20 protein-coding genes and 1 tRNA gene are annotated in these 26,511 nt (G+C 71.8%); 6 read left to right on the forward strand and 15 right to left on the reverse strand.

Going from position 1 to position 26,511, the window contains the following annotated elements:
• Positions 1-6: 6 nt before the first annotated feature.
• From EV382_RS20050 to prmC, 4 genes are all read right to left on the reverse strand, one after another.
• Positions 7-2,118, reverse strand: a complete 2,112-nt coding sequence (locus tag EV382_RS20050; RefSeq protein ID WP_130404106.1) for a transglycosylase domain-containing protein — start codon at positions 2,116-2,118, stop codon at positions 7-9.
• 106 nt (positions 2,119-2,224) lie between these two features.
• Positions 2,225-2,836, reverse strand: coding sequence for an arsenate reductase/protein-tyrosine-phosphatase family protein (locus tag EV382_RS20055; RefSeq protein ID WP_130404108.1), 612 nt, complete (start codon positions 2,834-2,836; stop codon positions 2,225-2,227).
• A complete protein-coding gene (locus EV382_RS20060; protein ID WP_091406475.1) occupies positions 2,837-3,484 on the reverse strand; it encodes an L-threonylcarbamoyladenylate synthase in 648 nt (215 codons plus the stop codon).
• Positions 3,484-4,431, reverse strand: a complete 948-nt coding sequence (gene prmC / locus EV382_RS20065; RefSeq protein WP_130404110.1) for a peptide chain release factor N(5)-glutamine methyltransferase — start codon at positions 4,429-4,431, stop codon at positions 3,484-3,486. Before prmC ends, EV382_RS20060 begins: the two co-directional genes overlap by 1 nt.
• Positions 4,432-4,504: 73 nt before the next feature.
• Here prmC and EV382_RS20070 point away from each other — a divergent pair, with 73 nt between their 5' ends.
• Positions 4,505-6,049 carry a GGDEF domain-containing protein gene (locus tag EV382_RS20070; protein WP_130404112.1) on the forward strand — a complete coding sequence of 515 codons (1,545 nt, stop codon included), beginning with the start codon at positions 4,505-4,507 and terminating at the stop codon, positions 6,047-6,049.
• Between the two features lie 193 nt (positions 6,050-6,242).
• Here the strand turns inward: EV382_RS20070 and prfA are convergent, their stop codons facing one another.
• Both prfA and rpmE read right to left on the reverse strand, forming a co-directional pair.
• Entirely contained in the window at positions 6,243-7,331 is a 1,089-nt protein-coding gene (gene prfA / locus EV382_RS20075) for a peptide chain release factor 1 (protein ID WP_130404114.1), read from the reverse strand.
• 132 nt (positions 7,332-7,463) lie between these two features.
• On the reverse strand, positions 7,464-7,688 hold the full coding sequence (gene rpmE / locus EV382_RS20080; RefSeq protein WP_130404116.1) for a 50S ribosomal protein L31: 225 nt from the start codon (positions 7,686-7,688) through the stop codon (positions 7,464-7,466).
• 275 nt (positions 7,689-7,963) lie between these two features.
• On the opposite strand from rpmE, the gene EV382_RS20085 reads away from it, so the two are divergent.
• Complete coding sequence (locus tag EV382_RS20085; RefSeq protein ID WP_130404118.1) at positions 7,964-8,860, forward strand: phosphatase domain-containing protein; 897 nt, start codon at positions 7,964-7,966, stop codon at positions 8,858-8,860.
• A 76-nt stretch (positions 8,861-8,936) separates the two neighbouring features.
• On the opposite strand, the gene rho is transcribed toward EV382_RS20085, so the two are convergent.
• The 9 genes from rho to argS all read right to left on the reverse strand — a co-directional run bounded on the left by rho (position 8,937) and on the right by argS (position 23,574).
• On the reverse strand, positions 8,937-11,036 hold the full coding sequence (gene rho / locus EV382_RS20090; RefSeq protein ID WP_130404120.1) for a transcription termination factor Rho: 2,100 nt from the start codon (positions 11,034-11,036) through the stop codon (positions 8,937-8,939).
• A gap of 295 nt (positions 11,037-11,331) precedes the next feature.
• Positions 11,332-12,276: a homoserine kinase gene (gene thrB / locus EV382_RS20095; RefSeq protein ID WP_130404122.1), complete on the reverse strand. Its 945-nt coding sequence runs from the start codon at positions 12,274-12,276 to the stop codon at positions 11,332-11,334.
• A gap of 65 nt (positions 12,277-12,341) precedes the next feature.
• Entirely contained in the window at positions 12,342-13,586 is a 1,245-nt protein-coding gene (locus EV382_RS20100) for an MFS transporter (RefSeq protein WP_130404124.1), read from the reverse strand.
• 11 nt (positions 13,587-13,597) lie between these two features.
• Complete coding sequence (locus tag EV382_RS20105) at positions 13,598-14,416, reverse strand: polysaccharide deacetylase family protein (RefSeq protein ID WP_130404126.1); 819 nt, start codon at positions 14,414-14,416, stop codon at positions 13,598-13,600.
• Between the two features lie 175 nt (positions 14,417-14,591).
• Positions 14,592-17,870 (reverse strand): efflux RND transporter permease subunit, encoded by a 3,279-nt coding sequence (locus tag EV382_RS20110; protein WP_130404128.1) that lies wholly within the window; start codon positions 17,868-17,870, stop codon positions 14,592-14,594.
• 141 nt (positions 17,871-18,011) lie between these two features.
• Entirely contained in the window at positions 18,012-19,061 is a 1,050-nt protein-coding gene (gene thrC / locus EV382_RS20115; protein ID WP_130404130.1) for a threonine synthase, read from the reverse strand.
• A 139-nt stretch (positions 19,062-19,200) separates the two neighbouring features.
• Positions 19,201-20,511: a homoserine dehydrogenase gene (locus EV382_RS20120; protein ID WP_208758639.1), complete on the reverse strand. Its 1,311-nt coding sequence runs from the start codon at positions 20,509-20,511 to the stop codon at positions 19,201-19,203.
• A gap of 8 nt (positions 20,512-20,519) precedes the next feature.
• Positions 20,520-21,905 (reverse strand): diaminopimelate decarboxylase, encoded by a 1,386-nt coding sequence (lysA, locus tag EV382_RS20125; protein ID WP_130404134.1) that lies wholly within the window; start codon positions 21,903-21,905, stop codon positions 20,520-20,522.
• A gap of 1 nt (position 21,906) precedes the next feature.
• Complete coding sequence (argS, locus tag EV382_RS20130) at positions 21,907-23,574, reverse strand: arginine--tRNA ligase (protein WP_130404136.1); 1,668 nt, start codon at positions 23,572-23,574, stop codon at positions 21,907-21,909.
• Positions 23,575-23,671: 97 nt separating this feature from the next.
• Here argS and EV382_RS20135 point away from each other — a divergent pair, with 97 nt between their 5' ends.
• From EV382_RS20135 to EV382_RS20150, 4 genes are all read left to right on the forward strand, one after another.
• Positions 23,672-24,469: a DUF3105 domain-containing protein gene (locus EV382_RS20135; protein ID WP_130404138.1), complete on the forward strand. Its 798-nt coding sequence runs from the start codon at positions 23,672-23,674 to the stop codon at positions 24,467-24,469.
• An 8-nt stretch (positions 24,470-24,477) separates the two neighbouring features.
• Entirely contained in the window at positions 24,478-25,149 is a 672-nt protein-coding gene (locus tag EV382_RS20140; RefSeq protein WP_130404140.1) for a DUF305 domain-containing protein, read from the forward strand.
• A 437-nt stretch (positions 25,150-25,586) separates the two neighbouring features.
• Complete coding sequence (locus EV382_RS20145) at positions 25,587-26,279, forward strand: winged helix-turn-helix domain-containing protein (RefSeq protein WP_130404142.1); 693 nt, start codon at positions 25,587-25,589, stop codon at positions 26,277-26,279.
• A gap of 90 nt (positions 26,280-26,369) precedes the next feature.
• Positions 26,370-26,444, forward strand: a tRNA-Arg gene (locus EV382_RS20150).
• Positions 26,445-26,511 lie beyond the last annotated feature (67 nt).

Raw genomic sequence — 26,511 nt, forward strand, 5'->3', positions numbered from 1 at the left:
GGTCGGTCAGTTGCCGGCTTGGGGTTGGGGGTGGAAGGCGGTTCGTTCGCTGGGCGGGACGAAGTCGCGGACCGGTTGGTCGCGCAGGGCGGACGCCAGCACCGCGCCGACCGCGTTCACCATCTGGGCCTGCACGGCCTGACCGACCGCGTCCCGGGGATCGTCCGGGTTCGCGGCCATCGAGGCGACCGCGAGCTGCGGCGTGAACGCCACCACCGTCTCCGTCTCGTACCGTTCCGAACTGCCGGTCTTGCCCGCCACCGGACGGCCGAGCTTCGCCCGCAGCCCGGGTGCGGTGGCGCCGTCGCAGCGCCCGTACATCGACTGGTCGCCGACCGGGCAGCGGGCCGCGTCGGTGGCCGCCCGCGCCACGTCGGCGTCGAGCGCCTGCCGACAGTCCGGCTTCGCGGCGTCGACCGGTCGGCCGCCCGAGTCGGTGATCGAGACCACCGGAAGCGGCGCGCACCAGGTCCCCTCGGCCGCCACCGTGGCGTACGCGGTGGCCAGGTCCAACGGGGTGGTCGCTGCCACGCCCAGCGTGAACGGACCCCAGTCCTTCGCGCCGTAGCGGGCCATCTTGGCGTCGGACTCGGCCCGCAGCACGATGCCGAGCCGCTCGGCCATCTCCACCACCCGGTCGGCGCCCACCTTCTCGGTGAGCCAGGCGAAGTACGTGTTCACCGAGCGACCGAACGCGCTCCACATGGTGCGGGGGCCGTCCATCGACGACGGGCTGGCGTTCGCCGGGCACCACCGTCCGTCGCAACTCGCCTGCCCGGTCACCGGGAAGCGGGTGAGCAACTGGGTCGGCGCCACGAATTCGGTCGACAGGGGCAGGCCGGACTCCAGCGCGGCCAGCAGGGTGAAGAGTTTGAACGTCGAACCGCCCTGGTACCCCTCGATCGCGCCGCCGCCGGCGACCAACTGGTTGACGGTGTTCGGGTGGTTCTTCTGCCCGACCGGGTTGTCCGCCACGCTGTAGGCCCGGTTCACCGACATCGCCAGCACCCGCCCGGTGCCCGGTTGCACCACCGCGGTGGGCAGCGCCTCGGCCCTGGTCCTGGGGTAGATCTTCAACACCTGCTCGGTGGTGGCCCGCTGCACCCCCGGGTCCAGCGACGACACGATGGAGAAGCCACCCCGGCGCAGCGCGCGCTGCCGTTCGTCGGCGGTCGCCCCGAACGCGGACTGGTTGCTCCACCAACGGGTGAACCAGTCGCAGAAGAAACCCCAGTCGTTGTGCGCGTCGGGCACGCCGGTGCAGTCGTTCGGGGTCTCGCTGGGCCGCAACTGCAACGGTTCGGCGCGCGCCGCCGCCGCCGCGTCCGCCGGCACCTGCCCCGACTCCACCAGCCGCTCCAACACGTACGACCGCCGCTCGAACGCGCTGTCGGCGTCGCCGTTGATCGGATCGTCGCTGTCCGGCGAACGCACCAGCCCGGCGAGCATGGCCGCCTGGGCCAGGGTCAGATCGGCCGGCGACCGGGAGAAGTACCGCTTGCTGGCCGCCGCGATGCCGTACGCGCCGGCACCGAAGTAGGCGATGTTGAGGTAGCGGGTCAGGATCTCGTCCTTGTCGAGTTCCCGCTCCAACGCCAGCGCGTACCGCATCTCCTGGAGCTTGCGGACGGTGGTGAGTTCGGTGGCGGCCTTCCGCTGCGCCTCGGTCAGTCGGGGGTCGTTGCTAAGCACGTTACGGACGTACTGCATGGTCAGCGTGGACGCGCCCTGCCGGGTCTGGCCGTCGCGCCTGTTGACGGTGAACGCGCGCACCACGCCGCGCAGGTCGACCCCGCTGTGCTGGTAGAACCGGACGTCCTCGGCGGCGATGATCGCTTGGCGCATCACCGGGGCCACCTCGTGCAGCGGCACGTCCACCCGGTCCTCCTGGTAGAAGGAGGTGATCAGGGTGGTGCCGTCGTTGGCGTAGAGGTTGGAGCGCTGCGCGGTGGGCGGCGTGCGGAGCGTGTTCGGCAGCTCCGAGTACGGCGTCGACAGGGCGCTGAAGCCGATCCCGAAGACCAGGGCCGCGGGCAGCGCGGCGGCGGCCAGCACCAACCCGGCCAGCACGCCGGCGATCACCACGGTCAGCAGTTTGTCGAGTTGGGCCCGGATCATCAGCTCTCCCCGCAGGAGCCGGTCACGCTAGGACCCGTTCAGAATGACCCGGAACACCCCGTTAGCCCCGGGTTTTCCACAAACCCGGAGGAAACTCGCACCACGCTCAGGGCAGCAGCGCGCCGGCCAACGGGTGGACCGTCTCCTCGATCTCGTCGGCGACCCGGCTGAAGCACTGGTCACCGCGGCCCCACGGGTCATCGAGATCATCGGTGGGCAGCGCCGAAGCGCCCAGCCGCGCGTCGTGCGCCGCCGCCACCAGGGCCACCCCGCGCGCGTACACGGCCTCCGGGGTGGCGTCGCCCGACGGCAGCGCGGCGGCGTCCACCGCGGCCAGCAGCCGCCCGAACTCGCCCAGCACGAAGGTGCGGGCCGCCGCGTCCGGACGGAGCGCCACCACGTACTCCTGCTGGTCGGCGGTGGCGGTCAGGACCAGGTCGGCGGCGTCGATGTGGTCCGAGCGCAGCTTGCGCGCCGCGAACCCCTCCACGTCCCCACCTCGGCCGGTGACCTGCCGCGCCGCCGGAGGGTTCATCTCCTCACCCGCGTGCCAGCCACCCGTGCCGGCGCTGTGGCTGTGCACCAACTCCTCGGCCCGCGCCGGGTCCTCCGAACGCCGGACCAGCCGCTCCCGCACCGCCAGGGCGAGCAGCCGCTCCGCCATCGGTGAGCGGCAGATGTTGCCCATGCAGACGTGCAGAACCGTGAACGGGGGCACTCAGACCGCCCGACCGTCGACGAGGTCCGGAACCACGTCGCGCAGCTTCTCCAGGGGGATCGCCCCGGCCCGCAGCAACTGCGGCACCTCACCGGTCAGATCCACGATCGTGCTGGGCACCGGGTCCGGGCAGGGCCCGGCCTCCAGGTACGCCCGCACCGAGTAGCTGAGCTGGTCACGCGCCTCATCGGCGGTGACCGCGGCCGGCTGGCCGGTCTTGTTGGCCGACGAGACCGCCATCGGGCCGGTCTCGCGCAGCACCTCCAACGCCACCGGGTGCAGCGGCATCCGCACCGCCACCGTGCCGGTCTTGTCGCCCAGGTCCCACTGCAGGCTCGGCGAGTGCTCGACCACGATCGTCAGCGCACCCGGCCAGAACGCCTCCACCAGGTCCCGAGCGGCGGTGGGCAGCGAGAAGACCAACCCGTCCAGGGTGTGCCGCGAGCCGATCAGCACCGGCGGCGGCATCTGCCGACCCCGGCCCTTGGCATCCAGCAGCGCCTTCACCGCGTACGGGGTGAACGCGTCCGCGCCGATCCCATAGACGGTGTCCGTCGGAAGAACAACCAGCTCACCGTTCTTGACCGCCTCGATCGCCGCAGCGATGCCGCGGTCCCGATCGGCGGGCGACCGGCAGTCGTAGAGCATCACGAGGAGTCAGTCTGCCACGCCGCCCCGATCGGGGCGTGCTGGCCGTCCGCCCGTCGGGACGCGGTCGCGTAGCGGGGACGCCCGGTGAGGTCCCGGTGCTCCGCGACAGCGGTGAAGCCACCGGCCTCGGCGAGCAGCCCGGGCACCGCCGTGCCGTGGGTGTCATCGTGCTCGACGCCGAACACGCCCCCCGGGCGCAACAGCACCGCCGCCCGTGCTACGACCGGCCGGATCACCACCAGACCGTCCGCACCGCCGAAGACCGCCTCCGCCGGATCGTGCCCGGCCACCTCCGGCGGGACCACCACGTCGTCCGGCACGTACGGCGGGTTGCAGAGCAGCACGTCCACCCGGCCCACCAGCTCCGCCAGCAGGTCCGGGGCGGTCACGTCGGCCTCGACCACCTCGATCGGCCGGTCCCCCGCCGCCGCCCGCTCCGCCGCGTTGCGCCGCAGCCAGGCCAGCGCCTCCGGGGACCGCTCCACCGCGATCACCCGCGCCGCCGGCAGCTCCTGAGCCACCGCCAGCGCGATCGCGCCCGAACCGCTGCACAGGTCCACCACCACCGGGTCGGGCCGCCCCTGGGCCTCCTCGACGCCCCAGCCGGCCAGGAGTTCGGTCTCCGGGCGGGGCACGAAGACCCCCGGGCCGACCGACAGCTCCAGGTGCCGGAAGCCGGCCCGACCGGTCAGGTACTGCAACGGCTCACGCGCGGCGCGACGACGCGTCAGCTCGTCGAGCCGGACCAGCTCGTCGTAGCCGAGGTCGTCGGCGAGCGCCAGCCGACCCCGGGGAACCCCCAGCACGTACGCCGCCAGCAACTCGGCCTCCACCCGGGCGGAGCCGATCCCGGCGGCGGCGAGCGCGCGGGCCGCTCGGGCCACCGCGGCGGACGGCCGGACGGCTCCTGTCCCTTCGGGGGGGTGTTGCGGCAAAGTACTCACGACATAATCATGAAGCGTCGCGAGCGACGTGACGAACAGGTGCGCCCCGGCGCGCACGACAGGAGGTTGGCGGGTGGGCTGGCTCGACCGGGTCGATGACCAGGTTGACGCCCTCACGCACGCCCGGGCGTTGCAGGAAGCAAGCCGCTCCGCGGAGGCGTACGTCCTCCTGGAGCGTGTGATCCGCACCACTCACGACCCGGCGGCCCGAGCGGACGCGATGGTGCAGCGCCTCTCCGCGCTGATCAATCTCGGTCGGACCGCGGAGTTCACCAGGGCCATCGAGGAGGCGTCAGCGGCGGTCCGCGACCTCACCGAGCCCTACCTGCACGGGCACCTCAACGCCCTCGCCGCGCTCGCCGCGCACCACCAGGGCGCACTGGACCGCTGCGTCATGCACCTCGTCCGGGCGGCCCGGGCGCTGGGCGCCGTCACCGATCCGGACCGGGACACCGCCTGGGGCTGGCACGACCTGGCCATGGCCTACAGCTACCTCAGCTTCCACGGGTACGCCCTGGGCGCCATCGAGCGGGCCCGGCAGCTCGGGCTGACCGCCGGAATCCCGGAGGAGACGTTCGCCGCGCCGGGCATCCGGCTGCGCAACGCCGTGGCCCTGGACCACAACGGCGACAGCGACGGCTGCCTGCGGGTGCTCCGGGACGTGGCCGCCGACCTGGCCCGCTTCGTCCACAGCGGGCGGGCCGACCAGCTACGCCCGAGCAGCCTCGCCGCGTACGGCTACGCGGCGGCCCGACAGGCCGCGCTCGGCGACCAGGTCTCGACCGAAGGCACCCCGCCGGCCCGGTTGATCAGCCACGGCGGGGACAGCGCCCGCGCCCGCGACCTGCGCCAACTCGGGCAGGTGTGCCTCGCCGTCGCCGATGGGCGGCCAATCGAAGCGGTCGCCAGACTGGACACCGTCCAGGTGTCCAACGAGACGCTCGGCGCGGCCGAACCAGCCCGGTTACGCAGCATCGCGCTGACCCGCGCCGGGGACCACCTGGCGGCACACCGGGCCGACCGGTTGGCGTTCCGGCTCGCCGCGCAGCGCAACGACCGGCTACGCGACGTCTACATCGACGGCATAGCCGCGCGCATCGACCACGAGGAGATGCGCCGCGAGGCGGCGCGCTTCGAGGGCGAGGCGTTGACCGACCCGCTCACCGGCCTACCCAACCGCCGTCGGCTGGAGCGATACATCACCGCCGTGGTCACCCGCGGCGAACGGGTGGTGATCGGGGTCTGCGACCTGGACGGCTTCAAAGCGGTCAACACCCGGCACGGGCACCACTCCGGCGACCTGGTGCTCCAACGCATCGCCGGCGTGATCAACCGGGTGATGCGCCGGGGCGACTTCGTGGCCCGCTACGGCGGTGACGAATTCGTGGTGGTGCTGCCGGACACCGGCATGACCGAGGCCGCCGAGGTGGCCCGCCGGATCGAGGCGGCGGTCCGCCTGGAGGACTGGGAATCGCTGGTGCCGGGCACCCCGGTCGGGGTGACCATCGGCTTCGCCGAGGTCTCCGGTGGCAGTGGGCTACGCGACGCGCTCAGCGTGGCGTTCGAGCAGGCCGACCGCGCCATGCTCCGCGCCAAGACCCGCCCCCGCGCAAGCTGATCAACCGGGCTGCCGGCGCCCAACCAAGGGCTGGCGTCAACCGAGGGCCGGCGTCACCGAGGGCCGGGTCGATCAAGGAGTTGTGGTGCCCCACCAAACGCCCACCACACGACAAACGGCCCACCACAACTCCATGATCGAGGGGGCGTGGCGGGGCGTGGGAGGGCGGGAGGGGGTGGGGCGGGCGGTGTGGTTAGCGGCGGGTTAGCTCGGTGTCGCCGGCGAGCCGGGCGGCCCGGTCGGCCTCGGTGAGGGCGTCCAGCACCCCGTCCAGTTCCCCGCCGAGCGCCAGATCAAGGTTGTACGCGGTGTAGCCGATCCGATGATCGGTGATCCGGTTCTGCGGGAAGTTGTAGGTGCGGATCCGCTCCGAGCGGTCCACGGTGCGCACCTGGGCCTTGCGCGCGTCCGAGGCGGCGGCGTCGGCCTGCTCCTGCGCGGCGGCGAGCAGCCTGGCCCGCAGGATCCGCATCGCCTGCTCCCGGTTCTGCAACTGGGACTTCTCGTTCTGGCAGGAGACGACGATGCCGGTCGGCAGGTGGGTGATCCGCACCGCCGAGTCGGTGGTGTTCACCGACTGGCCACCCGGGCCGGATGAGCGGAACACGTCGATGCGCAGGTCGTTCTGGTCGATCGTGACGTCGACGTCCTCGGCCTCCGGCAGCACCAACACCCCGGCGGCGCTGGTGTGGATCCGGCCCTGCGACTCGGTCACCGGGACGCGCTGCACCCGGTGCACGCCGCCCTCCCACTTGAGCCGCGACCAGACGCCGTTGCCGCCCTCCGGCACACCCTTGGTCTTGATCGCCAGGGAGACGTCCTTGACCCCGCCGAGGTCGGAATCCTGGGCGTCGATCACCTCGGTGACCCAGCCGTGCCGCTCGGCGTAGCGCGTGTACATGCGCAGCAGGTCGCCGGCGAACAGCGCCGACTCCTCGCCACCCTCACCCGCCTTGATCTCGACGATCACGTCCTTGGCATCGTGCGGGTCACGCGGAATGAGCAGCTCGGCGAGGCGCTCCTCCAGCACCGGCAGGGACCCGGCGATGGAGTCCGCCTCAGCGGCGAAGGACGGGTCCTCGGCGGCCAGTTCGCGCGCCGCGGCCAGATCGGCGCGGGCCTGCTCCAACTCGTCGGCGGCCTTGTGCAGCGGCACCAGTTCGGCGTACCGACGGCCGACCCGGCGCGCGGTGGCCTGGTCGGCGTGGATGGCCGGATCGGCCAACCGCTTCTCCAGCTCCGCGTACTCGTCGAGAAGGCCGGCCAGACGCTCGCTGCTCATGCTGCGGATGCTCCTTCGACGGTGCGCGACGAACGGGCCGGGCCGGGGGGCCAGCGGCCGGGTGGAGACGGAGGGAAATGCGGACGGCGCCCGCGTCCGGCGGAAAACCGGACGCGGGCGCCGAACGAGGAGTTACTTGGCCTTCTTGGCCTGAACCTTGGCGTACTTCTGCTGGAACTTCGCGACCCGGCCGGCGGTGTCGAGAACGCGCTGCTTACCGGTGTAGAACGGGTGGCAGGCGCTGCAGGTCTCGGCGTGGATCGCCCCGCCCTTGGCGGTGCTGCGGGTCGTGAACGTGTTGCCACAGGAGCAGGTGACCTCGGTGGTCACGTACTCCGGGTGGATGTTTGCCTTCATCTCGCCTCGGTCCTCTCGTTGGTGGTCGCCGGGTCGCCGTCATCGCTCGTCGCGCCGTACGCGACGGGCTCGGGCGTGAACCGGAACCGGTGGCCGATTGACCAGTGTGCCATGGGCCTGAACCGACCCGGTAATCGGGCCGCACACCTCGTCCGGCATCGTCAACACGTGCCTACCCGTCCGCATTCCCACCGCCCGACAGGGCATTCGCGCAACCGGCGGACCGCCGCCAGGTACCCCGCCCGGGGTACGCCCGCCGAGCCGGAGGCCCGTCGATGACCCGCCTGATCGCCACCCGGGGACTACCCGCCTCGGGAAAGACAACGTTCGCCCGTACGCTCCAGCCGTCCGTCTCGCGGGTGAACCGGGACGACCTGCGCCGGATGTTGCACGGCGAGCGGCTGTTCACCCAGTGGGCCGAGGCGCAGGTGACCGCCGTACAGCAGGCTCAGGTCGAGGCGCTGCTGCGGGCCCGCGCGGACGTCTGCGTGGACGACACCAACCTGCGGGCGCGGACCCTGCGGGGCTGGGCCGACCTGGCCGCCCGCCACGGCGCGGATTTCGAGGTGCACGACTTCACCGACGTGCCGCTGGACGAGTGCCTGCGCCGCGACGCCACCCGCCCGGTCGACGACCAGGTCGGCGCGGACGCGATCCGCCGGCTGCACGAGCGGTACCTCGAGGGGCGGACCCTGCCGTTGCCGGTGCCAGCGGCCCGCACCGGACGCTCCGCCGTGGTGCACCCGCCGTCGACCGAGCCACCGGAGATCGTTCTGGTGGACATCGACGGCACCGTCGCGCTGGCCGTCTCCCGCAGCCCATACGACATGACCCGGGTGGGCCAGGACCAGCCGAACACGGCGGTGATCGCGGCGGTCCGGGCGATGCACGCCGCCGGGTACGGGGTGGTCTTCTGCTCGGGGCGGGACGCCTCCGCCCGCGCGGCCACCGAGGCGTGGCTGGCCCGGCATGTCCGAGTGCCCTACCTGGGCCTGCACCTGCGCGCCGTCGGCGACTCCCGGAAGGACTCGATCGTCAAGCGGGAGATCTACGACCGGGAGATCCGGGACCGTTACCGGGTGGCCGGTGTCTTCGACGACCGCGTCCAGGTGGTCCAGATGTGGCGTGCCCTCGGCCTCACCGTCTTCCAGGTGGCCGACGGCGACTTCTGAGGGCTCCGGGGCCACTGGACATGGCGAAGGGGCACGGCCGCGATGGCCGTGCCCCTTCGTCGTTACCCGGGAATGGTTACTCCCCCGGCGTCGACTTCGCGATCTGCATCAGGAACTCGATGTTCGTGCGGGACTGCTTGAGCCGGTCCAGCAGGAGATCCATCGCGGCCTGCGAGTCCAGCGAGTGCAGCACCTTCCGGAGCTTGTGGATGATGGCCAGCTCCTCCGGTGCGAGCAGGACCTCTTCCTTGCGCGTACCGGACGGGTTGATGTCGATGGCCGGGAAGGTCCGCTTGTCGGCGATCTTCCGGTCCAACTTCAACTCGGCGTTGCCGGTGCCCTTGAACTCCTCGAAGATGACCGTGTCCGCCATGGACCCGGTCTCCACCAGCGCCGTGGCGATAATGGTCAGCGACCCGCCGTTCTCGATGTTGCGGGCCGCGCCGAGGAAACGCTTCGGCGGGTAGAGCGCGGTGGAGTCGATACCACCCGACATGATCCGGCCGCTGGCCGGTGCCGCCAGGTTGTACGACCGGCCGAGCCGGGTCACCGAGTCGAGCAGCACGACGACGTCGTGTCCAAGCTCGACCAGGCGCTTGGCCCGCTCGATGGCCAGCTCCGCCACCGTGGTGTGGTCCTGCGGCGGACGGTCGAACGTGGCCGCGATGACCTCGCCCTTGATCGACCGCTGCATGTCGGTGACCTCTTCAGGCCGCTCGTCCACCAGCACCACCATCAGGTGGCACTCCGGGTTGTTGCGGGTGATCGCGTTCGCGATCGCCTGCAACACCATCGTCTTACCCGCCTTCGGCGGAGACTGGATGAGTGCCCGCTGACCCTTGCCGATCGGCATGACCAGGTCGATGACCCGGGTGGTCAGGATGTGCGGCTCGGTCTCCAGGCGCAGGCGCTCCTGCGGGTAGAGCGGAGTGAGCTTGTAGAACTCCGGACGACGCCGCGCCTCCTCCGGCTCCATCCCGTTGATCGTGTCCAGCCGCATCAGCGGGTTGTACTTGTCGCGCCGCTGGTCACCGCTGTTGCCGCCCTCACGGGCCGCCCGCACCGCACCGGTGATCGCGTCACCGCGGCGCAGGCCGTACTTCTTGATCTGGGACATCGAGACGTACACGTCGTTCGGGCCGGCCAGGTAGCCGGTCGTCCGCACGAAGGCGTAGTTGTCGAGCACGTCGATGATGCCGGCCACCGGGACGAGCACGTCGTCCTCACTGACCTGCGGTTCGCGACCGCCGGTGTCGGCGCCGGTCTCGCCGCGCTCGCCGCGCCCGCGACGACGGTCCCGGAAGCGGCTGCGCCGGCCGCGCCGGCCGCCACCCTCGCCGTCGTCGTCGTCGCTGTCCCGCTCGGTCCGTTCGGCCCGCTGACCACGATCATTACGGTCGTTGCGGTCACCCCGGTCCGAACGCTCGGCACGCTCACCGCGCTCGGCACGCTCACCGCGCTCGGCACGCTCAGCCCGCTCGCCCCGCTCAGCCCGGTCACCGCGCTCGGCCCGCTCGCCCCGCTCGGCGCGGTCACCGCGCTCGGCCCGGTCACCGCGCTCGGCCCGCTCGCCCCGCTCGGCGCGGTCACCACGCTCGGCCCGCTCGCCACGCTCGGCGCGGTCGCCACGCTCGGCACGCTCCGGACGCTCGGCCCGGTCGCGGCGGGTCTCGCCACGGTCGGCCCGCTCGCCGGCTTCCGCCTCGTCGGTGCGCGTCTCGGTTGCACGCGCCTCAGCGGGGCGCGCCTCGGTGGCACGGGCCTCCGCCGTTGCGGAGCGGCTGCGCCGGGTCCGGGTACGGCCCTCGGTCTCGGCGGCCGGCTCGGCTGGCGCCTGCTCGGCACCGCGCCCTTCGGCCGCCGGCCGGTCGGCGGTCTCCCGCACCTCGGCGCGCACCCCCTCACGGGTCGGGGCGGCCGCGGCCGCGACCTCGGCCCGTGGTCGAGGGGTCCCGGCGGCGTTGCCGCCCTGCCGCTCGGAAATCGCGGCGATCAGCTCGCCCTTGCGCATGCGAGCCGTGCCGGAGATGCCGAGCGACGCAGCCAGGCTCTGCAGCTCTGGCAGCAGCATCGCCGACAGACCGGTGCCGCTACGCCGACGACGGGCGGGAGCGGCGGCGGTGGCATCGCCAGCGACGTTGGAAACATCCGACGTCACGTCGGTGGTGTCGCTCAATGGATTCCTTCCCTCGATAGGCCGGGGCTGCCCGGAGTCGGAACTCAGGTGGCCGGGCGGCCTCGGTGCACCCGCCTCGCAAGGACGCGTCGCGGGAGTCTGTGACACAGCAGCCGGTCGGTATCCCGACTCACCAACGTCGGTGAGCAGGTCTCGCCGTCTGCGGCGACCTGTGGAAACTGCGGTGCGGCGTGGGCCTTGGCAGGGGTAGACGGGCTGACCGCCGAGAGCTTCGGGGGTGCGCCGCCCCGCAGGAGATCGCGTGCTTCGCGGCTGTGCTAGGTCTAGAGCGTAATCAACTCTTCCGACCTGCGGCAACAGGGTCCCGCTCGGCGTGTCCAAGTCTACCCCGTGCGACCCGTGCGCCGCTGACGTCTATCGGCAACTGCCAGATCTCCCAGTCTGTTCCCACTGGGAAGCCCGCTGGCGGCTCGCTGAGCGCCAGCACAGTCGGCCCCGCCCCACTGACCACAGCTGCCACACCGGCCGCGCGCAACGCGCTGACCAGGGAAAATGTCTCCGGCATGCCGGCTGCTCGGTAATCCTGGTGGAGCCGGTCAACGGTTGCCGGCAGCAACAAGGTCGGGGCCGTGGTGAGCGCGTGCACCAGCAGCGCCGCCCGTCCCGCGGTCAACGCGGCGTCGCCATGCGGGACGGTGGCCGGCAGAGCCGCCCGCGCGGTCGCGGTCAATCCGCGTTCCGCCGGGACGAAAACGGTGGGCCGCACCTCGTCGGCGACCGGCAGGGACACCGCCCGGGCGCCGCCCGGCTCGGACCAGGCCACCGTGAAGCCGCCGAGCAGGCACGGCGCCACGTTGTCGGGGTGGCCCTCGATCTCGGCGGCCAACCGGAGCGCGCCGGCGTCGTCGAGGCGGCGCTCCCCATCGACGACGAGGGCGCGGGCCAACAGCACCCCGGCGACGATCGCGGCGGACGAGGAGCCCAGCCCCCGCGCCTGGGGGATCCGGTTGACGCACTCCACGCTCAGCCCGTCGGGATGGGCGCCCAGCACGTCGAACGTGGCGCGCATGGCTCGCACGACCAGGTGTCGGTCGTCGTCGGGCAACTCACCGGCGCCCTGCCCGGTCACCGTCACCCGGACACCGCTCGACGCGACCTCGGCGGCCACGTCGTCATAGAGCCCGAGGGCGAGACCCAACGCATCGAAGCCCGGGCCCAGGTTGGCGCTGGTCGCGGGAGTCCGGACCCGGACCGGCCCGGCGGTGAAATTCGTCGGCACGCGCTCATGCTAGGGCTCGACACCGACCAACCCGGCGACGCGCCCGCTGCCTGGGACCGCCGACGTCAGCCGGCCGGGTCCGGGACCGGCTCGGCGGCTGGATCGGTGAGCGAGAGCCGGCGGGTGGCGATCCGCCAGCCGACCGCGTACACGATGGTGATCAGACCGCAACCGGCGAGCACCACCCGTTCGTCGACCGCGTCCACCACCAGGGCCACCGCCAGTTGGCTCACCGAGATCGCCAGCGTCGCCAGCATCATGTCGGTGGCGAAGACCCGACCCCGCAACCGATCCGGGACCTCGCCCTGCAAGGCGAAGTTCGACATCACCCAGTTGCTGCCACCGGCGAAGTGCGCCACGAAGACCAGCAGCAGCACCAGCGGAAACCATCGCACCACCGAGGTGCCCAGGTAGGACAGGCCGTACAGCGACATGGACAACGCGAGCCCGGGCAGCAGCCAGGCCCGGTTGGTCAACACCCGGCGCATGAGGATCGGCCCCACCAACGCCCCCGCGCCACGCACCGCGAAGAGCAGGCCGGCGCCGAGCGGGCCGACACCGTAAACCCCGGCCAGCAGCGGGAACACGGTCAGCACGCCGTTGCCCAGACCCACCGCCGACTTCACCGTGACGAGCGCGAGCACCCGGGGGCGGTGGCCGATGTAGCCGAGCGCCTCGCGGACCGCCGACCAGGTCCGCTGGGCCGGTTGGTCAGCGTCGCGGGGTGCCTGCAACGGCCGGCGGATCCGCGTGGCGATGCCCGCGGCCCCCGCCAGGCCCACCGCCGCCAGCCAGAAGCAGGCGTACGGGCCGGCGGCGGTGCTGAGCACTCCGCCGAGCGAGGCGCCGACCACGGTCATGGTGCCCCAGGCCGAGCCGGCGACGGCGTTGCCAGCGGCGAGTTCGTGCGGCTCCAGCACGTTGGGCAGCGCGGCCTGGGCGGCCGGCGAGTAGAACGCCTTGGCGACCGCCACCACGCCGATCGAGACCAGGGCCAGCCACGCCGTTCCGGCACTCCGTACGCCGAGCAGCAGCAGCACGCCCGCGAGCGCGGCCACGTTCGCCGCGATCATGATCTTCCGGCGGTCGAAGCGGTCGGCGATCGTGCCGGTGTACGGCAGCAGCAACGCCACGATGCCGGTGTCCACCGCCAACACCAGCGCACCCCAGACGCCGCTGCCGGTCAGGTGCGGCAGCAGCACCAGCAGCGGCACCATGACGAACCAGTCGGCGCCGAAGACCACCAACTCGGCGAGGAAGAGATTGCGAAAGCTCCGATTGCCGGTCAGAACCGAGAGGGTGGACGCCACGGAGCGCGACCCTACCTGGTCGGTGTCGGAGCCACACCCGCTCCCAGCAGCGCGGAGACCGTGACGAAGGTGTAACCGCGCGACCGTAGCCCCTTGATCATGTCGGTCAGACCGCGCAGTGCGACCAGCCGCCGGTGCGCCCCCACATCGTGACCGAGCACGATCGTTCCCGGTTGGACGTCGGCCACGATCCGCTGGGCGTGACCGGCCGGATCGCCGGGGAACTCGCGCTCCACCATCTGCAACGACCAGAGCACCAGCCGATAGTCGAGTCGGGCCGCCGCGTGCAGCACCGCCCCGCCCAGGTGGCCGTACGGCGGGCGCAGGAGCGCCGGCGGCGTGCCGGTGAGCTCGGCGATCGCGTCGTGGCTGCGGCGCAGGTCGTCGTACGCCTCGGCGGCGTCCAACTCGGCCAGGTCCCGGTGTTCCCAGCTGTGGTTGCCCACCTCGTGCCCGGCGAGCCGGTCGCGGACGACGTCGGCGTGCCGGCGGACCTGGGCTCCGACCATGAAGAAGGTGGCCGGGACCCGGTGCTGGGCCAGGGTGTCCAGCACCATCGGTGTCCACTGTGGTGCGGGGCCGTCGTCGAAGGTGAGGGCCACCAGTCGCTGGCTGGTCCGACCCGACCAGACGACGTCGAGCGCGCCGGAGCCGACATCCTGCTGGCCGTTACCGAGGGTGGCGCTGGCGGGGCCGCCGGCGATCGGCAGCCGGCGATGGGTGATCGACCACGCCTCGGATGTCCCCGCGCCGATGACCACACCGCCCGCCACCAGCAGGCCACGGCACAGCAGGTCGCGTCGCCCCCACCCGCGCACACCGTCGGCCATCCGCCCGCCCCGCTCCACCCACACCCCCACCCGTCTACGAGGAGTATGCAAGAGGTTACCCAAAGTGCAGGGCGGTCGGGTCGGAGTGTTTCGGCCGGATGAACCTGGAACGCCCCCGGCAGAGATCTGCCGGGGGCGTTCCGAACCGCGCGTCGACCTACTCGGTCGGCTCCACCTACTCGGTCGGGTCCGTCGGAGGCAGCGGTGAGGTACGGCTACGGGGCAGCCGCAGCACCTCGAACTGGTCCGTACCCTCCACCAACGCGGCCGACGGCGCGGGACGCCCCGCCGGCTTCGCGCCGGCGGCCGCAGCCGGGGCGGGCGCGCCACTCGGCACCGCGACCTGGTTCGGGGCTGGCGCCTCGTCCGGCTCCACCGTGGTCACCGTCGACCCCCCGGAGCGCCGCTGTGCGCGCCGGTCGCGCAGCGACTCCTTGGTGTGCTCCACCATGCTGTACAGCGTCGGCACCAGGATCAGCGTGAGCAGCGTCGAGCTGAGCAGACCACCGATCACGACCACCGCCAGCGGCTGGGAGATGAAGCCGCCCTCACCGGTCAACCCGAACGCCATCGGCAGCAGGGCGAAGATGGTCGCCACCGCCGTCATCAGGATGGGGCGCAGCCGACGCCGGCCACCCTCGACCACCGCCTCGTGGACCCCCATGCCCTGCGCCCGGTACTGGTTGATCAGGTCGAGCAACACGATCGCGTTGGTCACCACGATGCCGACCAGCATCAGCACACCGATCAGCGCCGGCACACCGAGCGGCGTGCCGGTGACCAACAGCAGGCCGATCGCACCGGTCGCCGCGAACGGGATCGAAATCAGCAGGATCAGCGCCTGGGTGAGGCTGCGGAACGTGGCCACCATGATCAGGAAGACGATCGCGATCGCGGCCAGCACCGCCAGGCCCAGGTCCGCGAAGGCATCCGCCTGGTCCGCGCTGACACCACCAATGGTGAAGCTCGCACCCGGCACGTCGATGGCGTCCAGCCGCTTCTGCAACTCCTGGCTGGTCGCGCCCAGGTTCGAGCCGGTCGCCGCGCCGGTCACCGACACGCTGCGCTCGCCGTCGATCCGGGTGACCTGCTGCGGACCCTCACCCTGGGTGACGTCCGCGATGTCGTCCAGCTTGACCGGACCCACCGGCAGCGCCCGCAGCTCCTCCACGGTCATCGGCGGCTGCGTACCCAACCGCAGCACCACGTTCTGCTGCTGCCCGTCGAGCGCCACCTGACCCAGCGGCGCTCCCCGGAACGCCTGCGACACCAACTGTCCCACGGCGGCCTCGGTGAGCCCGGCCCGACCGGCGGCGACCCGGTCGACAGTCACGTCGACGCGCGGCACCCGCGCCGCCAGGCTGGTGGAGACGTCCTCGACGTCCGGAACGCCGGCCATCGCGGCCCGCGCCTCCTCGGCCGCCCGGGTCAGCACCTCCGGGTCGCTGGCCTGGACGATCACCTCCAGCTGGCTGGTGGACGCCTCCTGCCCGCCGCCGAAGCTGACCTCACCCACGCCGGCGCCGAGCTTGTCGAACTCCTTGCGCAGCACCTCACGCATCTGCTTGGCGTCGGTGTCACCGCCGAGCGCCAGCGACCAGTTGGCGACGTTGTTGCCGCCACCGCCCGCCCACGGGTTGTCCCCACCGCCCGCGGTCACCTGGTACGTCTCGACGCCCTCGGTGCGGGACAGCACCGACTCCACCTGCTTGGCCGCCGCGTCGGTGGCCGCCAGACCACTGCCGGCCGGCAGCTCCTGGCTCATGTTGAGGGTGTCCTGGCCGGAGTCGTCCAGGAAGTTGGTCTCCAACTTCTGCGCCAGGCCGAAGGTGCCGAAGAGCAGCAGCAGGCCGAGCCCGACGGTGATCCAGCGGGTCGACCGCTTGCCGGTGGCGAACCCGATCACCGGCAGGTACGCCCGCTGCAACGGGCTGCGCAGCTCCTTCTCCTCCGCGGCGCGGCGCACCGCCTCGTCGTCCGGGGTGCCGCCGGGCGGCTTGAGGAACCAGTACGCGAGGACCGGGATCACGGTCAGCGACACCAGCAGCGACGCGAGCAGCGCCACCGTCACGGTGATCGCGAACGGCGCGAAGAGCTGACCCACGAAGCCGCCGACCAGCGCGATCGGCGCGAACACCGCCACCGTGGTGAGGGTGGACGCGGTCACCGCACCGGCCACCTCGCGGACGCCGGTGACGATGGCGTGCCGCTTCTGCTCGCCGTACTCCAGGTGTCGTTTGATGTTCTCCAACACCACGATCGAGTCGTCCACCACCCGACCGACCGCGATGGTCAACGCGCCGAGGGTGAGCAGGTTGAGCGAGTAGTCACCGATCCACAGGGCGATCAGCGCCACCAGCACGGAGAGCGGGATGGAGACCGCGGTGACCACCGTCGAGCGCACCGACAGCAGGAAGACCAGGATGACGATGACCGCCATCACCAGGCCCAGCAGGCCCTCAGTGGTCAACGACTCGATCGACTTCTCGACGAACGGCGCCTGGTCGAAGACCACGGTCAGCTCCGCGCCGGAGGCGTCCTTCAGGTCGTCGAGCCGGTCGCGGATCTCGTGCGAGATCTGCACGGCGTTGCCGTCCGGAGCGGCGGTGATCGCGATACCGAGGCTGTCCTTGCCGTTGGTCCGGGTGATCGCCGTGGCCGGGGCGAGCTGCTGCTCGACCGTCGCCACGTCACCGAGGCGGACGGGTGCCGCGCCCGGGGCGACCACGATGCCGCGCAGGTCCTCCAGGGTGGCGATCGGCGTGCCGACCTGCACCGGGAGGGCCAGCGCGCCGTCGGTCACCGCGCCGGCCGGAACCGCCACGCCGTTGGTCTTCAGCGCCGCGCCGATCGCCGTCGGTTGGATCTTCGCGGCGGCCAGCTTCGCCAGGTTCGGGGTGACCACCACCACGTCGTCGCGGGTGCCGGTCACCTCGACGGTGCGTACCCCTTCGATGCCCTCCAGCTCCGGCACGACCGTGGAGCGCAGCTTCTCGGCGAGCGCCCGCTCGTCCGTCGCCCCGGCCGCGGCCAGCACCACCGCCGGAAGGTCGTCGGTGCTGCCCGCGATGACCTGCGGGTCGACGTTCTCCGGCAGTTGGGCGTCGATCCGGCTCAGCGCGGTCTGCATCTTGTTGACCACGTCGTCGAGGTCGGTGCCGAACTCGTACGTCACCTGGACGGTCGCCGCCCCCTCACGGGACGTGGAGGTGACCTTGTCCAACCCGGGGATGCCCTGGAGGGCGTTCTCGATCGGCTCGGTCACCTGCGACTCGACGATCTCGGGCCCGGCGCCGGGGTAGGGGGCCACGATGAACGCGGCCGGGAACTCGAGCGACGGCAGCAGTTGCTGCTTCAGCGACGGCACGGCGAACGCTCCGAACACCGTGGTCACCACCGCGATGAGGGCAATCAGCCCTCGATTGGCGAGGCTGAATCTAGCGAGCAGCGACATCGGCCTGGCTCACTCCTGAACGAGAAGGCGGGTGGGGATACCCGAAAGTGTGCCGGACTCGCATACCCCAGCCCTCGCCGCCCCCGGGCCGTTCCGCGCTCCGCTCACCCGCCGTCGGTCACCACCCGGACGGCGGCGCGGTCAGGCCAGGTCGAGGGCGCGGGCCGCGGCCAGCACGTCGTTCGCGATGGTCAACGGCGCCGGCGCGGTGGAGATCGCCCACTCCGGGTCCTTCAACCCGTGACCGGTCACCGTGCAGACCACCGTGGAACCGGGCGGCACCGCGCCCGCCGCGGCCTGCTGGAGCAGGCCGGCCACGCTGGCCGCGCTGCCCAACTCGACGAAGACCCCCACCTCGCGGGCGAGCAGGCGGTACGCGGAGAGGATCTCCCGGTCGGTCACCGCCGTGATCAGGCCACCGGAGGCGTCCCGGGCGTCCAACGCCTTGGTCCAGCTCGCCGGGTTGCCGATCCGGATCGCGGTGGCGATCGTCGACGGCTCCGGCACCACCTGGCCGGTCACGATCGGGGCGGCCCCGGCGGCCTGGAAGCCGTACATCTTCGGCGTCCGGGTGGTGGTGCCAGCGATCATCTCCTCCGCATAGCCCATCCAGTACGCGGAGATGTTGCCGGCGTTGCCGACCGGCAGGCAGTGGATGTCGGGCGCGTCACCGAGCGCCTCGACGATCTCGAACGCGGCGGTCTTCTGGCCGTGCAGTCGGTCGATGTTGACCGAGTTGACCAACGCGACCGGGTAGTCCTGGGCGAGCTTGGCGGCCGTCGCGAGGCAGTCGTCGAAGTTGCCACTCACCTGGAGCAGCTTCGCTCCGTGCACCAGCGCCTGGGCCAGCTTGCCCAACGCGATCTTGCCCTGCGGCACCAGCACGGCGCAGGTCAACCCGGCCCGAGCGGCGTACGCCGCGGCGGAGGCGCTGGTGTTGCCGGTGGAGGCGCAGATGATCGCCTTGTTGCCGGCCTCGACCGCCTTGGACACCGCGAGGGTCATCCCCCGGTCCTTGAAGGAGCCGGTCGGGTTGGCGCCCTCCACCTTGAGGTGCACGTCGCAGCCGAGCCGGGCGGAGAGCACGGGCGCCGGCAACAGCGGGGTGTTCCCCTCGTGCAGCGTGACGACCGGCGTGGCCGCGGTGACCGGCAGCCGATCCCGGTACGCCTCGATCAGACCCCGCCACATGTCGCTCTCCTCGCCTCTACCGCCGCGCCCAGCCACGCATCAGGGCCACCTTGGACCAGCCTGCCGGACCGATCAATGGCACACCCCGGCTTACCCATCTGGCGGGACGGGCGAGCCGCCCCGTCGATGATGTAACGAGTCAGGCGTCGCCCTCGACCCGCAGCACACTCGTCACCGACCGGACAATCTCCAGCCCGCGCAGCTCGCCGACGGTCGCGGCGAGCGCGGCATCCGGTGCCACATGCGTGACGATGACCAACTCGGCGTCGCCGTCGCGGCCCGCCGGCCCGGCCGCCGAGCCCTGCCGCACCGTCGCGATCGACACGTCGTGCCGGGCGAACACGCCCGCCACCGACGCCAGCACACCTGGACGGTCGGCCACGTCGAGGCTCACGTGGTAGCGGGTCAGCGCCTCGCCCATCGGCCGGACCGCGAGGTCCGCGTACGCGCTCTCGCTGGCCGCCCGCACCCCGGCGAGCCGGTTGCGGGACACCGCGACCACGTCGCCGAGCACCGCGCTGGCGGTGGGCGCGCCCCCGGCGCCCCGGCCGTAGAACATCAGCTGCCCGGCTGCGTCCGCCTCCACGAAGACCGCGTTGAACGCGTCGCCGACGCTGGCCAGCGGGTGGCTGCGCGGGATCATCGCCGGGTGCACCCGGACGCTGACCGTCTCCCGGCCGGTCTGGTCGACGCCCCGGGCCGCGATGCAGAGCAGTTTGATCGTGCAGCCCATCGCCTGGGCGCTGGCCATGTCCGCGGCGGTCACCTCGGTGATGCCCTCGCGGTGCACGTCGGCGGCGCCGACCCGGGTGTGGAACGCCAGCGAGGCGAGGATCGCCGCCTTCGCCGCCGCGTCGAAGCCCTCCACGTCGGCGGTCGGGTCGGCCTCCGCGTACCCCAGGGCGGTGGCCTCTTCCAGGGCCTCGGCGAAGCCGGCGCCGGTCGCGTCCATCGCGGAGAGGATGAAGTTGGTGGTGCCGTTGACGATGCCGGTGACCCGGTTGATCCGATCGCCGTGCAGCGACTCCCGCAGTGGGCGCAGCAGCGGGATGGCCCCGGCCACGGACGCCTCGTAGTAGAGGTCGCCGCCGCCCTCGGCCGCCGCCTCGTGCAGGGCCACGCCGTCCTCGGCGAGCAGCGCCTTGTTGGCGGTGACCACGCTCTTGCCGGCGCGCAACGCCTCGACCAGCCAACTGCGGGCCGGCTCGATGCCACCGACCACCTCGACGACCACGTCCACGTCGTCGCGCTTGATCAGGCCGAGCGCGTCGGTGGTGAACAGGTCGTCGGCGACCGGCAGGTCACCCCGCTCGCGGCCGAGCCGACGGACGGCGATGCCGGCGATCTCCAGCGGAGCGCCGATCCGTGCGGCCAGGTCGGCCGCCTGCTCGTGCAGCAGCCGGACCACCTCCTGGCCGACCGTGCCGCAGCCGAGCAGAGCCAAGCGCACAGGTGACGTCATCCCACATCCAAAGCGAGCAGGTCCTCTTCGGTTTCCCGCCGGACGATCAGACGCGCCTGGCCGTCACGCACCGCGACCACCGGTGGCCGGGGCACATGGTTGTAGTTGCTGGCCATGCTTCGGCAGTACGCACCGGTGCCGGGCACTGCGACAAGATCTCCGGGCTGCACGTCGGCGGGCAGGAATTCATCCTTCACCACGATGTCCCCGGACTCACAGTGCTTTCCCACCACGCGGGCGAGCAACGGCTGCGCGTCGGAGGCCCGCGAGGCCAGCGTGGCCGAGTAGGACGCGTCGTACAGGGCGGTGCGGATGTTGTCGCTCATCCCGCCGTCGACGCTGACGTACGTCCGGATGCCGTCGAGGTCCTTGACCGTGCCCACCTCGTAGAGGGTGAACACGGCCGGTCCGACGATGGCCCGGCCCGGCTCGATCGACAGGTGCGGCACGGCCAGGTTCTCCGCCGCGCACTCCGAATCGACGATCTTGCGGAGCCGCTTGGCCAGATCCTGCGGTGTCGCCGGGTCGTCCTGGGTGGTGTACGCGATACCGAAGCCACCACCAAGGTCCAGCTCGGGCAGCTCCACCCCGCGCGCGTCGCGGATCTGCGCCTGTAGGGCGAGCACCCGACGGGCCGACACCTCGAAGCCGCTGGCGTCGAAGATCTGCGAGCCGATGTGCGAGTGCAGACCGCGCAGCTCCAGCACACCCTCGTCGAGGATCTTGAACGCGGCGTTCGCCGCCGCGCCGCCGGCCAGCGAGAAGCCGAACTTCTGGTCCTCGTGGGCGGTGGCGATGAACTCATGGGTGTGCGCCTCGACGCCCACCGTGACCCGGACCAGCACCCGCGGCCGGACCCCGCGCTCACGGGCCAGCGCGGTGAGCCGGTCGATCTCGGTGAACGAGTCGACGATGATCCGACCCACCCCGGCGTCCAACGCCCGACCCAGCTCAGCGACCGACTTGTTGTTGCCGTGGAAGCCGATCCGCTCCGGCGGCATCCCGGCCGACAGCGCGGTGGCCAACTCGCCGCCGGTGCAGACGTCCAGGTACAGCCCCTCCTCGGCGATCATCCGAACCACCGCTCGGCAGAGGAACGCCTTGCCCGCGTAGTAGACGTCCTCGGTCGGGAAGGCCGCCCGGAAGTCGCGGCAGCGCGACCGCAGGTCGGCCTCGTCGAGGACGTACACGGGGGTGCCGAACTCGGCCGCGATGTCGCGGACGCTCAGGCCCGCGACGGCGACCGCGCCGTCGGCCCCGCGCGTCACCGACCGCGGCCACAGCGCCGGCACGAGGGCGTTGACGTCGGCCGGGGTACGCAGCCAGGCCGGCCCCTGGTTGCTGATGTCCGCGTGCAGCGCACCAGCCTCATGAGCCCGCATGTCACATCCTCTCGGGTGCGGAGACGCCGAGCAGGAAAAGGCCGTTGGCGATCACCGTGCGGGTGGCGTTGTTGAGCCAGAGCCGCGCGCGGTGCAGGTCGGTGACCTTCTCGTCGCCCAGCGGCAGCACCCGGCAGTTGTCGTAGAACCGGTGGTATGAGGCCGCGACGCTCTCCTCCAGGTAGCGGGCCACCCGGTGCGGCTCGCGCAGCTCGGCGGCGGTGGCGACCACCGCCGGGAACTCGGCGAGCGCCTTGAGCAGCTCGTTCTCCTTCTCGTGGTCGAGCAGCTCGGGGCGGAACGCCTCGGCGTCGCCCGGAACCAGCCCCACCTCGGCGGCGTTGCGGGCCACGCCCGCCGTCCGGGCCGCGACGTACTGCACGTAGTAGACCGGGTTGTCGCGGGTCGCCCGGGTCCACAGCTCGATGTCGATGTCGATCGGGGAGTCGCTGGAGTAGCGGGCCAACGCGTACCGGGAGGCGTCCACCCCGATCGCCTCGACCAGGTCCTCCAGGGTGATCACGGTGCCGGCCCGCTTGCTCATCCGCATCGGGGCGCCGTCGCGCAGCAGGTTCACCAGCTGCCCGATGAGGATCTCCAGGTTGCGGTCCGGGTCGTCGCCGAAGCAGGCGGCCATCGCCTTCATCCGGCCGATGTAGCCGTGGTGGTCGGCGCCCAGCATGATCACGACCCGCTCGAAGCCGCGCTCACGCTTGTCCAGGTAGTAGGCGCAGTCCGCGGCGAAGTACGTCCACTCGCCGTTGGACTTGCGCAGCACCCGGTCCTTGTCGTCGCCGAAGTCGGTGGTGCGCAGCCAGGTGGCGCCGTCGGACTCGTAGAGGTGCCCCTGCTCACGCAGCCGGTTCAACGCCAGGTCCAGCTCGCCGCGGTCGTGCAGGTCCTTCTCGTTGAAGTAGGTGTCGAACTCCACCCCGAAGTCGCGCAGCGAGGAGCGGATCTCGTCGAACATCAACGCGACGCCCTCGACCCGGAAGACCTCCTGGGCGGCGTCGTCGTCGAGCGAGCGCACCTCCGGCCGGCGGGCCTGCACCTCGGTGGCGATCTCGGCGATGTACGCCCCGCCGTAACCGTCCTCCGGCGCCGGCTCACCCTTCGCGGCGGCGAGCAGCGACCGGGCGAACCGGTCGATCTGCGAACCCGCGTCGTTGAAGTAGTACTCCGTGCCGACGTCGGCGCCGGTGGCCCGCAGCAGCCGGCTCAGCGCGTCACCCACCGCCGCCCAGCGAACCCCGCCGATGTGCACCGGCCCGGTCGGGTTGGCCGAGACGAACTCCAGGTTGATCTTCTCGCCGGCGAGCCGGTCACTGCGGCCGTACTCCGTGCCGGCCTCGACGATCACCCGCGCGAGCTGACCGGCGGCGGCCGCGTCGAGCCGGATGTTCAGGAAGCCCGGCCCGGCGATTTCCACCGATTTCACACCCGCTGCCCGGCTCAACTCGTCGGCCAGGGCCGTCGCCAGCTCCCGGGGCGGAACGCCCACCTTCTTGCTCAACTGCAGCGCGAGCGTCGAGGCGTAGTCGCCGTGCTCGGGGTTGCGCGGTCGCTCCACCACCGTGCTCGCCGGCAACGCGGCGCGGTCAAACCCACGCTGCTCGAAGACGGCGTGGGCGGCGGCAAGGACGACCGAGGCTAGTTCTGCAGGAGTCACCCAACCATGTTATCGGGGGTAGACTCGGGCACTCGGCGGCTCCCCTGCGCGTCATCCGGCCCGCCACTCCCCTGACCGACCGACTTGACGAGGCACGATGAGCATCAGCACCCCGGGTGGCCCTGAGCGCCGCCCGACCGTGGTCAGCACCGGCAAGAAGCCGGCCGCGGGCCGGCCGGCGGCCGGCGCCAAGGCCGGTTCCGGCAAGTCGACGGGCTCCCCCCGCACCGGTGGCAAGGGCCCGCGCAAGCCAGTCGCCCCGGTCAAGGTGAGCCAGGGCCGCGCCTGGGGTCCGATCGCGCTCTTCGTCGCGGTGGGCGTCCTCGCCGCCGGCATCATCGGGTACGGCGCCTGGGCGTCGTTCCAGGGCTCCAAGCCGTGGGACAAGCGCGCCGACGCCATCGAGGGCATCGTCAACATCCGCAAGTCCGACCCGGACAGCCTGAAGTACGAGTCGCACAAGTCGGGCCCGCTGACCTGGAACTACTCCCCGCCGGTGGGTGGGGTGCACAACGCCGCCTGGCAGAACTGCATGGGCGACGTGTACGACGCCCCGATCGCCAACGAGCACGCGGTGCACAGCCTGGAGCACGGCGCGGTGTGGATCACCTACCGCCCCGACCTGCCCAAGGACCAGGTCGACAAGCTCGCCGGCAAGGTGCGCGGCGTCGAGAAGACCTTCATGAGCCCGTACGAGGGCCTGGACAAGCCGATCTCGCTCCAGGCCTGGGGCTACCAGCTCAAGGTCGACAACGCCGACGACTCGCGGATCGACGAGTTCATCAAGGACCTGCGGGTGAACGCCTCCGTCGAGGGCCCCACGGCGCTCTGCAACACCGGCATCACCGCCACCGGCACCACGCCGCGTGAGCTCCAGCAGCAGCCCACCCAGTAAGGACCGCAATGACCGCTCCGGCAACCACCGACAGCGAGTACGACGAGATCCCGGCCGCCCCCGACGAGGGCGGCCGGGCCCCGGCGTCGCGCTACGGCGTGCTGGCGCTCGCCATCATGCTGGTGGTGGGGCTCCTCCTCGGCTACGCGGGCGGTCTGCTCACCCCGCGGCTCACCCGCCCCGGTGACGCCTCGGTCGAGGCGGGCTTCGCCCGGGACATGACGACCCACCACGCGCAGGCCGTGGAGATGAGCCTGATCGCGTACCGGTCGGCGACCCTCCCCGAGGTGCGGCAGATCGCCGTCGACATCGCCACCGGGCAGCAGGGCGAGATCGGCGCCATGCAGACCTGGCTGCGCGAATGGGATCTCAGCCCGACCGGGTCGAAGCCACCGATGTCCTGGATGTCCGACGGGGCTTCCGTCAAGGACGGCCTCATGCCAGGCATGGCCACGCCACAACAGATGACCGCCCTGCGCGACGCCCAGGGCATCGAGGTCGACCGGCAGTTCCTGGCTCTGATGTACGACCACCACCTGGGCGGCATCCACATGATCGACGCGGCGCTCGGGGCCACCGACAACGCCGAGGTCCTGCGCGTGGCGAAGACCATGAAGGCCACCCAGCAGACCGAGCTGAACAACCTCCGGCAGCTTCAGGAGCAGGCAGCCAAGAGCTGACCCACCGGACGGGCGCACCCGGCCCGCGTCCCCGCCAACCTGTGGCGGGGACGCGGGCCGCGTCATATCGCCGAGACGCACCCCGTCCCGCAGCCCGCCCCGCCCTGGCCCCGGCCCGGCCCACCCCGACCCTCAGCCCTCAGCCCTCAGCCGTCGGCCCTCAGCCCTCAGCCGTCGGCCGTCGGCCGTCAGCCCTCAGCCGTCGGCCGTCGGCGGTGATCGACTCGGTTTGCAGGAAATCGGGCTGTCCGCGTGGTCGGGACACCCCGACTTGCAGAAACCCGAGTCGATCAAGGCGAGGCGGCCTGCCACTTTGAGGACTAACGCCCCATTTCGTCCCCTGTGACCGTTTTGCACGACACAGGCGATTACGTTGCTTAGAGAGTTTTCTCCGCACATATCGTGACCAGTTGCGATTCGGGCTCGTTGCCCAAGACGTGGGGGTTGCACTCAGAGACGCACGGCGTTCGGTCACCAGCTGGTGCCGACGCCACACCATCGGTGGTGACGGGGCGGTGGCAGCCGTCCGTCGCGGACAGCGGCAGGGCGAGCCGGGAATGCTCAGCCGCGAACAGGAACTCGAGTTGATCGACACGCTGCGGGGCGTACACCCCGACGAGTTCGGCCTGGACGAGGAGCTGTGGACGCGGCAGAGCCTCACGACGCTCATCCAGCGGCGTTTCGACCTGCCGTTGGACGCTGGAGCGGTCGGGGCGTACCTGCGGGCCTGGGGGTTGGGTCCGCGGGAACCGCGCGAGCGGGCCTGTGGGCTCTGCGTGAGCGCGGTCGAGCGTTGGGTCCGCAGCGAGTACCCGGCGATCACCCGGGCCGCCCAGGAACACCTCGCGGAGGTCTACTGGATCGGGCGGGTCCGGCTGCGCGGCACGATGCCGGCCGCCGACGTGATCTCCGCTGTCTCGTCGCGCGGGCGGGTGCGCTTCATGATCACCACGCCGACGGTGGACCCGCCGCTCCCCCGCGACTTCGTGCTGCGGCTCAGCGGCGAGGAGCAGCGCACCGTCCACCTGATCGTCGACGGCTCCTGGCCGCGCAACGAGTGGCCGCGGCGGCTCCCTCGGCGGATCGTCCTGCACCCGCTGCCCAGCTGCGGGCGGGCGCTAGCCGCCTGAGCACCGGGTGGGCCGGTCCGACACGATCGGCTCACCCGATACCGATTCGGCGTACGCAGGGGAGGTTTGCTAGTCTTCTCCAGTCGCTGAGCCCCCGTAGCTCAGGGGATAGAGCACCGCCCTCCGGAGGCGGGGGCGCAGGTTCGAATCCTGCCGGGGGCACCAGGCTTGGCCACCACACAAAGGCTCCTGACCAGAAAATCGGTCGGGAGCCTTGATCGTGTGCCGGGTA

The organism is Micromonospora violae (assembly GCF_004217135.1).
GTDB lineage: Bacteria > Actinomycetota > Actinomycetes > Mycobacteriales > Micromonosporaceae > Micromonospora > Micromonospora violae.